The organism is Pseudorhodoplanes sp., from assembly GCF_035565855.1.
In the GTDB taxonomy this organism is placed as follows: Bacteria; Pseudomonadota; Alphaproteobacteria; order Rhizobiales; family Xanthobacteraceae; genus Pseudorhodoplanes.
In genome coordinates this window covers 1-9,487 of the sequence record NZ_DATMRX010000069.1, presented here as the reverse complement: position 1 = coordinate 9,487, position 9,487 = coordinate 1, and the positions used below count along the sequence as shown (strand labels likewise).

Sequence of the window (9,487 nt, the reverse complement as noted above, 5' to 3'; positions counted from 1 at the left end):
ACGCCGTGATCTGCGACGACAAACGGTTGTCAGTGGCGTCCCGGCCCGACTGGCGCGCCGCGTCGCTCGAAGATGAAGCGCGCGAGGATCGTCAGCAGCGCCACAAGCGTCAGCACTGATGCCGCCGCGAAGGCGCCGGTGACGTTATAGTCGTGGTAGAGCAGTTCGACTTGCAGTGGCAGCGTATTGGTGACGCCGCGGATGTTTCCTGACACGACGGAGACCGCGCCGAATTCTCCCATCACGCGCGCGTTGCACAGGATCGCACCGTAGATCACGGACCAGCGGACGCTGGGCAACGTGACATACATGAAGGCTTTCCACCCCGAGGCTCCGAGCGACAGCGCCGCCTCTTCGGCGTCAGTGCCCTGAGTCTGCATCAGCGGGATCACTTCGCGCGCGACGAAGGGCGCGGTCACAAACAGGCTGGCGAGAAAGATCGCCGGTAGAGCGAACATGATCTTGATGCCGTGATCAGCCAGAAACGGTCCGAAGAGACCCTGTGCGCCATAGACCAGGAGCAGGGCGACGCCGGCGACGATCGGTGATATCGAGTAGGGAAGGTCGATCAGCGTCACGAGAAGATCGCGCCCCGGAAACCGGAACTTGGTCACCGCCCATGCTGCGGTCAGGCCAAAGGCGGTATTGATCGGAACGACCACGAGGGCGGTCAGCACCGTGAGGAAGATCGCGTGCATCGTCGCGGGTTCGACCAGATTCTGGATGTAACCCGTAACGCCTTTCGCGAAGGCAAGGGCGATGATCGTGACCAGCGGCGCCACGATGAAAAATAGGGTCATCACCCAGACCGCCGCGAGCAGCGTGCGCCGCACGGCGGTCCCACCGCCTACCTTGAATGTCCCAGCCCTTGTGCGCAGCGCGGTGTCTGCCATGCCGTCAGTCTCCACGGTCGACATAACGCAGATGCCATGACTGGATCGCGTTGGTGATGAGCAGCATGGCGAAGGCGATCATCATCATCGTGGCCGCGATCGCGGCCGCAGCCGGATAGTCGAATTCCTCAAGCCGGATGAAGGCGAGCAGCGCGATGATCTCGGTGTAGTTCGGCTGGTTGCCCGCAATGAAGATGATGGCGCCGAATTCACCGAGGCTGCGGGAAAAAGCCAGCGAACAGCCGGTCAGGAAGGCCGGAAAGATCGCCGGGAAAATGATGGACCGCAGGATGCGCCATTCACTCGCGCCGAGAGTGCCGGCGGCTTCCTCGATGTCGGTGCCGAGATCCTCGATCACCGGCTGGACCGTGCGGACGACGAATGGCACCGAGGTAAAGGCCATCGCCAGCATGATGCCGAGCGGCGTATAGGCAACGGCGATGCCCATATCCGCGAGCGGCCGGCCGAACCATCCGTTCTTGGCAAACAGCGCGGTCAGCGCGAGCCCCGCGACGGCGGTTGGCAGCGCGAACGGAACGTCCACCAGTGCGTCAAGCAGGCGCTTTCCCGGAAAGTCGTAGCGTGCCAACACCCAGGTCAGCGCGAGCCCATAGGCGGCATTGAACAGTGTTGCCCCGAGTGCGGTCAGTACCGTCAACCGGATCGCATTCAGCGTCCGTGGACTTCCGATGATGGCGGCAAATTGCGCGGGGCCCACTTCGGCCGCCTTTAGGAGGAGCGCAGCGACCGGCAGCAGAACGACGATCCCGAGGTACAGGATTGTCGTTCCGAGGGACAGGCCAAATCCGGGGATGGTGCGACGGCGCAAGAGAGGAGTCTCAGAACAGCAGCGAGGCCGCACGCGGCATGCGCGTGCGGCCTTGCGCGGGTTGGTTACAACCTTAGCGGGAGCCGAACAGGCGATCCAGCTTTCCGCCCGAGGCGAGATGCTCCTTATTGACCTTGTCCCAGCTGCCGAAGGTGTCCTCCACCTTCACGAGGCGCACCTTGGGGAAGTTGGCCTGGTACTTCTTCACGACTTCGGGATGGTGAACGCGGTTGTGGAGCTTCGCGAGAATCTCCTGGCCCTCCTGCGAGTACAGGAATTCCAGATAGGCGGTTGCGACTTTCCGCGATCCGCGCTTGTCGACGACGCGGTCGACGACCGTGACCGGGAATTCGGCCAGCAGGCTGAGCGAGGGGACGACGACCTCGAATTTCTTGGCCGCGAACTGGTCGCGGATGCCGTTGGTCTCCGCTTCGAAGGTGATGAGCGCATCACCGACTTCACGCTCGACGAAGGTCGTGGTCGCACCGCGTCCCCCGGTATCGAAAACGGGGACATTCGCGAACAGCTTCTTGATGAACTCTTCGGCCTTTTCGTCGCTGCCATACTTCTCCTTCGCGAAGGCATAGGCCGCAAGATAGGTATAGCGTGCGTTGCCGGAGGTCTTCGGATTCGGGAACACGACCTTGACGTCGGGGCGAACGAGATCGTCCCAGTCCTTGATGTTCTTCGGGTTTCCGGCGCGCACGAGGAACGCCGGCAGGGAGTAGTACGGGGACGAATCGTTCGGCAGGCGCTTCTGCCAGTCGGCCGGGATCAGCTTGCCGCGGTCGTGCAGGATCTGCACGTCCGTGACCTGGTTGAAGGTCACCACATCCGCCTCCAGCCCTTCGAGAACGGCGCGTGCCTGGCGCGATGAGCCGGCATGGGACTGGTTGATGGTCAGATTCTGCTCGGTCTTCGCCTTCCAGCTCTTGATGAAGGCCTGATTGATTGCAGCGAACAATTCGCGCGAGATGTCATAGGACACGTTGAGGATCGTGTCCGGTCCTTTGTCCTGGGCGAGAGCGGGACCGGCGATGAGAGAAGCGGCGACGGCCGCGAGCAGGAATTTACGCATGATGTCTCCTGATGAATGCGTCGTGGGGATGAATGAGTTCAGCGCGCACCGAACATGCGTTCGCTGAGCGGGGGCCGCGCAGGCCTGCCGCGGGTTCCGGCGATATGGCGGTGAGCCGCAGCTTCGGCGTCCCGCGCATTGTGAAAATTCCGCCCGTCCAGTGCGCTGAATTTTGAATCGGATGCGCAGAAGGTGAAGCAGGCGCCATCCTTGACGATGATGCCGGCGGCGCTGCCGGCGACCTCAATAACATAGGCATGGAACATGATGATCTCCCGTGACCGGTTGTGCGATGAGCTGTGCAAATGCATTCAGCGACAACACGGGTGATCCGCGCCAGGATGATCGGCACCAAGACGGCGGTAGTGGAACGGATTGCGATTGAGAATATGGCCCATCGCGTTTCTCCTGTCGTGTGGAGCCCACGAAGAGCATTCGTGGCGCTTTAGCGTTTTTCATCGCGGCGCAAGCTGCTCGGTCAAATCCCGCGGCCCTGCTGAAAAACCGCAGGGCACGATCACTTTTCTTGACAGGCGGGGCGGGGGTCAAGAGACGCGGAAAAATAAGAAAATGAATGCCTTTTCCATGCAGGAAAGAGAATTAATCGCGCAGCGCGCGAACCGGCTAAGGAAAAGCTTTCCACGCGTAACGCGGGGGAAATCGCTGGCGCTTTCGTGTCGAAAGGCGTGTTCGCAGGCGGACGCGCAATGAAAGCGCCGGCGGCCAAGGCGACGTCAGCGTTTGCTTTGGTGCGCGGTCCGGAGAAAGGTCCAATCCATTGAGGGCAAGCAACACGTGTTGCGTGACGTCAGCCGCCCAACTCCCACATCGGCGGTGTCGATGCGCTTCGGCAGTACGCCTTCGATCACAAGGCGTCCGCGATAGACGTATTCTGTGTGCGGCCAGCGAGGCGAACTCTTCTCCGATCGCGCACATAAAAAGAGCCGCCCGAGAGATCGGGCGGCTCTGAAGGAAAGGGCGGGAGGCTCGCGGTTACTGAGCGGCCAGACCCAAGTTATGAATGACTTCCTTCTTCAGATTATAGTCCGCGATGGTCTGCTGCTCGAACTTCGCTCCATCGAGGTACTTGATGTTTTGTCCGGTGATTTTCGCGGCCCGCTGGACGGCCTCGGACTTGAGCGCGGTTTCGCAGGCCTTCTCGAGCGTAGCGCGAACCGGGGCCGGGATGTTGCGCGGCGCAAACACGCCGATATGGGCCGGCGGAATCGCGATCTTGACGCTGCCGACCTCTTGCGCGGTCGGGACATCCGGGAATGCGGGATGGCGTTCGTTCGCCACGACCGCCAGAGTCTTGAGCTTGGGCTGGTTGACGAGTGTCCCGACGGTGACGACGGCGAAGTCAAGGTCGCCCTTCAAAAGGGCCGGGACCAAGGCAGCGTCGCCGCGATAAGGGACGTGTTGGAACTTAAGGCCGAGGGACGACGCCATATGTGCAAGCGAAAGGTGTCCGATGGTCCCAACGCCGGCGCTGCCGAAGGTCAGTTCGCCCGGCTTTTCCTTGGCGGCCTTGAACAGGTCCGACACCGAGGTGAATTTCGAGTTCGGGCCAACCGCGATCAGGAAGACCGTTTCGAACAGCTGGCAGATATAGGTGAATGATTCGACGTTGTATCCCACCGACTTGAGCAGGAACGGTGCGTTGGCGATCGGTGTCGTCGGGCCATATCCGATGGTGTAGCCGTCTGGCGCCGCGCGGGTCAGCGCCGTGAAGCCGAGCGTTCCGGATGCGCCATCGCGGTTGAGGATGACAACGCTCTGCCCGAGCGCTTCGCTGAAGGCGTTCGCGAAGATGCGCCCGTTGGAATCGAGCGCACTGCCGGCCGAGAACGGAATGATCATTTCGATCGGTCGCGTTGGAAATGACTGCGCGTTCGCCACGCAAGGCAGAATGAGAGCTGCAATCGCAAGCCAGGTTCGCTTTAGCACCATGGTTCCTCCAAGTTTACGGATCGGGTGATGGTGCACTCACTGCAACATTCCGAGCCGACGTGTTTCTTAACGGGACGACCGGACATCTCGCCTTCGAGCAGACGAGTCCTCCCTGAGGGCTTGCGTGCCGACCTGTAAGGGGCGCCCTGAAATCAGAACCAACGCCACCACGCAATCCTTCGCCCGTGACTGACCCACATGTCCATCTTCCACTGTGAGAAACGGTAACAGGCAGAAAATCGACTGTCGATAAAAAAATGCATTATTGTTGACAGGATGCATTATGCCGGGCAGGCTCAACCGGCAATTACGGGAAAGGCTAAGATGGCGAGTTACAAAAAAGCCGATGCACGCGCCTGGGCTCGGGACAACATGCACGGGTGCGCGAACATCATCATTCCGACCTTTACTGCCGATCTCAAACGCCTGAACGAGAAGGCGATCCGGCACGATGTTCGTAAGGTGATCGAGTTCGGCTTCACCGGCACGCTTCTTGTTTCCGAAGTCATCATCTCCGTGGAGGAGTACGCCCAGTTCACCTCATGGGCGCGAGACGAAGCCGGTGACAAACTACAACTGATCCATCACGCCGGATTCGGTACGCTCGCCGAAAACATCGAAGCCGTGCAGGCCGCGGAGAAGGCCGGCGCCGACTATGTCTTGCTTGGCTATCCCGGAAATTTCTATCCGACGACCGCGAAGGAAATTTACGACTACACCAAGGCGTTCTGTGACAGCACCAATCTCGGCGTCATCCTGTTTCCGGTGCCGCATTGGGGATTTGAGCGCATTCATCCCGCCGGAATGCCGCCGGAACTGATTGCGCAGATCGTGGCCGATATCCCGAACATCGTGTGCATCAAGGCCGAGGGAGGCATGCCCACGATCGGCGGCTTCGTTCAATGCTGGAATCGTCACGCCAAGGATGTCATCGTCACGTGCCCGATCGAAGCGGACGCCATTCCGTTGATGGCAAGCTATCCGATGCAATGGTCGGGAACGAGCAACCACTGTCTGCTCCGCGATCGCGTCCCGGTCATGTTCAACCTCATGCGCGAAAACCGCTTCGAAGAGGCGATGGAGATCTTTTGGCAAGTGCATCCCGCGCGCATGGCCAACAAGAATTTGCAGGCCACCCATATGCCGGGGACCAAGCTCATTCACCGCGCCTACTGGAAATATCAGAGCTGGCTGCACGGGTTTAACGGCGGTCCGCTGCGCTATCCAACGCAGAAGATGATCGACGCGCATATGAGGACGTTGCGGGCCGCCGTCAAAGCCAGTGGTCTCAATCCGACGGATGATCCGGACACCGATTATTTCGTCGGACGCAATCCGGCTTGAGCGGCAGGAGAGGGGCGCGTGATTTACCTTTCGGCCGCCGACACGGATGCCATCCTGGATTGGCCGGCGGCGATCGACTGCATGCGGAAGGCTTATTCCGCGGAGGCCAACAACAGGGCGGTCCCTGGGCGGCTGGTCGCAGCCGACAAGAGCGCCTGGATTCGCTGCATGCCGGCGATCCCGGGCACCGGCCGGTTCATGGGAACGAAGCAGATCTCGCGTACCCGGGACGGAAAGGTCGTCTACGTCATCACGCTGTTCGACAAGGCGACCGGCGAACTTGCCTATCTGATGGATGGCATTTCGATTACGGCGATGCGAACCGCCGCCACCTCGGCGCTCGGTCTCGACGCTTTGTCGGCGCCGGGGCCGATCGGCAAACTTGCGGTGCTGGGATCAGGTCTCGAGGCGCGATCGCATGTGCGGGCAATCGCCGCAGCGAGGCCGGTGCAAAGCTTGGCGGTCTTCAGTCCGACGGCAGCCAGCCGGGAGGCGTTCGCGGAGAGCGTTCGCGCCGATTTGCGTATCGATGCGGAGGCGGTGTCCTCGCCCGATCAGGCTGTGAGCGGTGCGACCCACGTCCTCGCAGCGGCCCGTTCGCGGGATGAGAGCCCAATCCTGTATGGCAACTGGCTTGCGCCGGGCGCGACGATCGTTTCGATCGGCTCCACGACCGCGAGCCAACGCGAGGTCGACGCGTCGGTGGTGGAACGGGCGTCGGTCATCGTCGCCGATGAGGTCAAGGAACTGAGCCACGACACCGGAGACATGATAGCGGCGCGCGAGAAGGGCGTCTCCTTCGAGCATAAGCTGTTTTCCTTGTATGATCTGGTTCAGAATCGCATACCGTATCGGCGCGCCGCGTCGGATATTGCCATGTTCAAGTCGGTCGGTTCTGCGCTTCAGGACATCGCCTTTGCCGAATTTGCCGCGGAGGCATGTGCGGCGCGATCATTGGGGCAACCAATTCCTGTTGCACTGAAGGTTAAGCAGAGCATCGGCAAGAACAGCTAATCGGCGATCTTTTCGTCAGGGAACGCAATGGGTTCAACGCTCTCGACCGACATCGTTGATCGGATCCGCGGCGAAATCCTCAAGGGCACCATGCTCCCCGGCGTCCGGTTGAGCCCTGACGATTTGCGCACGCGTTATGATGTCAGCCTCACCCCGGTGAGGGAGGCGCTCATGCGGCTCGCGGCCGAAGGTCTGGTCGTCGCCGAGGACCAGCGCGGGTTTCGGGTTGCTCCGGTCTCGCGCGAAAATCTGATCGAAGTCAGTGAACTGCGCCGAAGCCTGGAATGCCTCGCGCTGCGCCACGCAATCGAACGGGGCGATCTCGAATGGGAGACGGCGATCGTCGCTGCGCAGCATCGTCTTGCAGCGCTGACATCGCGCCAGCGTGGCGACAAGCCGGAGATCAACGATCAGTGGGAGCAATGCCATCGCGCCTATCATATGGCGCTGATCAGCAGCTGCGGGATGCCGCTGCTACTGAATTTCTGTCGAACGCTGCACGACATGTCGGACCGGTATCGCCGGATGTTCTTGACCACGACACGCCAGGTCGACCGCAGCCGCGAGCACGAGATGATTGCTAATGCAGCGCGGGAGCGTGATGTCGAACGTGCCGTGAAGCTGTTGGACAAGCATATCACTTTCACAGAAACACTCGTGCTCGACGCTTATGATGCGGCCACGGGCAAGACCGGCGAACGCAAGAAGGTCCGTTAGGCGCGGCGCACGGGCGCCGCTCACAAGGGACGTTCCAATATTCCTTGACTAAGGAAATAGCTCAAAGTAGTAGAAGGGCCAGCATCCCTGTCTGTTAGGCGGCCGGTACAAGCCGCAATCGAGGCGCGTCATGGCAATTAACGGTGTCGAGACTGTCGTTTTCTCCGCGACGAATCCGGACGAGTTGATCCGGTTCTTTGAGGATTTCGGGCTGGAGGGAACGCGTACGGCCGCGGGAGCCGACTTCGTGCTTCCGGAGGGTTCGAAAGTCCTTGTGCGCAAGGACAGCGATCCTGCGTTGCCGCCGAAGTTCCTGCCCGGTGACGGGCCGCGCGAAGTCATCTGGGGCGTCGATAGCCAGGCTGCGCTGGATGCCATCGAGGCTGATCTGAAAACCGATCGGGTTGTCACGAAGGACGCAGACGGCACGCTTCGCACCGTCGATCCCGCAGGGATACGGATCGGCTTTCGCGTGTTCAACCGCAAGCCGCTCGAAGGCAAGGTTTCCAACCTGGAGAACAGTCTGACGGAGCGGCCCCGCTGGAACAAAATGCGGAAGTGGTATGACCGGGCCCGGCCGCAGCTCATCCAGCATGTGGTGTTCGCGACGCCGAACGTCGACGAGCAGCTCGATTTCTATGTTGGCCGGTTGAAATTCCGCGTCACCGACGTGTCGCGCGGTCGCGGCGTATTTCTGCGCGCCGAGGGCCGCAATGAGCATCATAACTTCTTCATCGTGAACCGCCCGCTCGGCTTCCATCACATGGCATTCGGTCTGGAATCGATTGACGAGCTGATGGTCGGTGCGAACCACATGCAGCGGAAGGGATGGAAGAGCCAGTACGGACTCGGCCGCCACCGCGCGTCGTCGATCGTGTTTTATTACATGACATCGCCGGTCGGGGGCGAGATCGAGTACACCGCGGACGGCGACTTCGTCGATGACAATTGGCAGCCCGGACTTTGGGTGCCCGATTTCGCCAACCGCTACTGGATGGCGGGCGATGCGCCTCCGGTCGTGGAAGGTGAGGGCATGGTTCCGCTTCCGCAGCCGATGCCGCGTTTCAGCGAAATTCGGTAGCGAAGCGGCAAGGCGCGCTCGCGATCGGGCGTCGCCGTGCAGGTCCAACAACGCTCATAGCTGCGGTGTGGCGTGTCGAGAAAGACGATCATCACTGTCGCCGTTACCGGCAACCACACCAAGCTGGAGCATCACCCCGGCCTGCCATGCACACCTGAACAGATCGCCAATGCGGCGATCGAGTCGGCGCGCGCGGGTGCCGCGATCGCGCATATTCACGTGCGCTATCCCGATGGCCGCCCGAGCATGGAGCTTTCGCACTACCGCGAGGTCGTCGATCGTATCCGCTCGTCAGGCGTCGATCTGCTCATCAACCTCACGACGGGTCCCGGCGGTCGCTTCGTGCCGAGCGACGACGACCCGCAGATCGCAGCGCCCGCATCCAATTTGCTTCATCCGCTGAAGCGCGTCGAGCATGTGGTCGCATTGAAGCCGGATATTTGCAGCCTTGACCTCAATACCATGTGGTCGGAAAGCGCCGTGGTCATCAACACGCCGCGGAACCTGCGCATCATGGCGGATGCCATCCGTGCCGCAGGCGTGAAGCCTGAACTCGAGGTTTTCGATAGCGGCGACATCCG

The 9,487-nt window shown here is 61.1% G+C and carries 10 protein-coding genes; 5 read left to right on the top strand and 5 right to left on the bottom strand.

Annotated elements, in window-relative coordinates:
• Positions 1-29: 29 nt before the first annotated feature.
• The 5 genes from cysW to VN004_RS04005 form a co-directional block, all read right to left on the bottom strand.
• Entirely contained in the window at positions 30-893 is an 864-nt protein-coding gene (cysW, locus tag VN004_RS04025) for a sulfate ABC transporter permease subunit CysW (RefSeq protein ID WP_325607262.1), read from the bottom strand.
• A 4-nt stretch (positions 894-897) separates the two neighbouring features.
• Positions 898-1,722, bottom strand: coding sequence for a sulfate ABC transporter permease subunit CysT (cysT, locus tag VN004_RS04020; protein WP_325607260.1), 825 nt, complete (start codon positions 1,720-1,722; stop codon positions 898-900).
• Between the two features lie 73 nt (positions 1,723-1,795).
• Entirely contained in the window at positions 1,796-2,800 is a 1,005-nt protein-coding gene (cysP, locus tag VN004_RS04015) for a thiosulfate ABC transporter substrate-binding protein CysP (RefSeq protein ID WP_325607258.1), read from the bottom strand.
• A gap of 38 nt (positions 2,801-2,838) precedes the next feature.
• Positions 2,839-3,066, bottom strand: a complete 228-nt coding sequence (locus VN004_RS04010; protein ID WP_325607256.1) for a hypothetical protein — start codon at positions 3,064-3,066, stop codon at positions 2,839-2,841.
• 727 nt (positions 3,067-3,793) lie between these two features.
• Positions 3,794-4,750, bottom strand: a complete 957-nt coding sequence (locus tag VN004_RS04005; protein WP_325607254.1) for a tripartite tricarboxylate transporter substrate binding protein — start codon at positions 4,748-4,750, stop codon at positions 3,794-3,796.
• Between the two features lie 324 nt (positions 4,751-5,074).
• Between VN004_RS04005 and VN004_RS04000 the strand changes: the two genes are divergently transcribed.
• The 5 genes from VN004_RS04000 to VN004_RS03980 all read left to right on the top strand — a co-directional run.
• Positions 5,075-6,094 (top strand): dihydrodipicolinate synthase family protein, encoded by a 1,020-nt coding sequence (locus VN004_RS04000; protein ID WP_325607252.1) that lies wholly within the window; start codon positions 5,075-5,077, stop codon positions 6,092-6,094.
• Between the two features lie 18 nt (positions 6,095-6,112).
• On the top strand, positions 6,113-7,108 hold the full coding sequence (locus VN004_RS03995) for an ornithine cyclodeaminase family protein (protein WP_325607250.1): 996 nt from the start codon (positions 6,113-6,115) through the stop codon (positions 7,106-7,108).
• A 27-nt stretch (positions 7,109-7,135) separates the two neighbouring features.
• Positions 7,136-7,825, top strand: a complete 690-nt coding sequence (locus tag VN004_RS03990; RefSeq protein WP_325607249.1) for a GntR family transcriptional regulator — start codon at positions 7,136-7,138, stop codon at positions 7,823-7,825.
• Between the two features lie 130 nt (positions 7,826-7,955).
• A complete protein-coding gene (locus tag VN004_RS03985; protein ID WP_325607247.1) occupies positions 7,956-8,906 on the top strand; it encodes a VOC family protein in 951 nt (316 codons plus the stop codon).
• A gap of 72 nt (positions 8,907-8,978) precedes the next feature.
• Positions 8,979-9,487: 3-keto-5-aminohexanoate cleavage protein (locus VN004_RS03980; RefSeq protein WP_325607245.1), on the top strand; the 509-nt coding region annotated here is incomplete at its 3' end.

Bases quoted from the DNA above. Each gene is read 5' to 3' on its own strand.
- cysW (WP_325607262.1), bottom strand. From the start codon at position 893: ATGGCAGACACCGCGCTGCGCACAAGGGCTGGGACATTCAAGGTAGGC.
- cysP (WP_325607258.1), bottom strand. From the start codon at position 2,800: ATGCGTAAATTCCTGCTCGCGGCCGTCGCCGCTTCTCTCATCGCCGGT.
- VN004_RS04010 (WP_325607256.1), bottom strand. From the start codon at position 3,066: ATGTTCCATGCCTATGTTATTGAGGTCGCCGGCAGCGCCGCCGGCATC.
- VN004_RS04005 (WP_325607254.1), bottom strand. From the start codon at position 4,750: ATGGTGCTAAAGCGAACCTGGCTTGCGATTGCAGCTCTCATTCTGCCT.
- VN004_RS04000 (WP_325607252.1), top strand. From the start codon at position 5,075: ATGGCGAGTTACAAAAAAGCCGATGCACGCGCCTGGGCTCGGGACAAC.
- VN004_RS03990 (WP_325607249.1), top strand. From the start codon at position 7,136: ATGGGTTCAACGCTCTCGACCGACATCGTTGATCGGATCCGCGGCGAA.
- VN004_RS03985 (WP_325607247.1), top strand. From the start codon at position 7,956: ATGGCAATTAACGGTGTCGAGACTGTCGTTTTCTCCGCGACGAATCCG.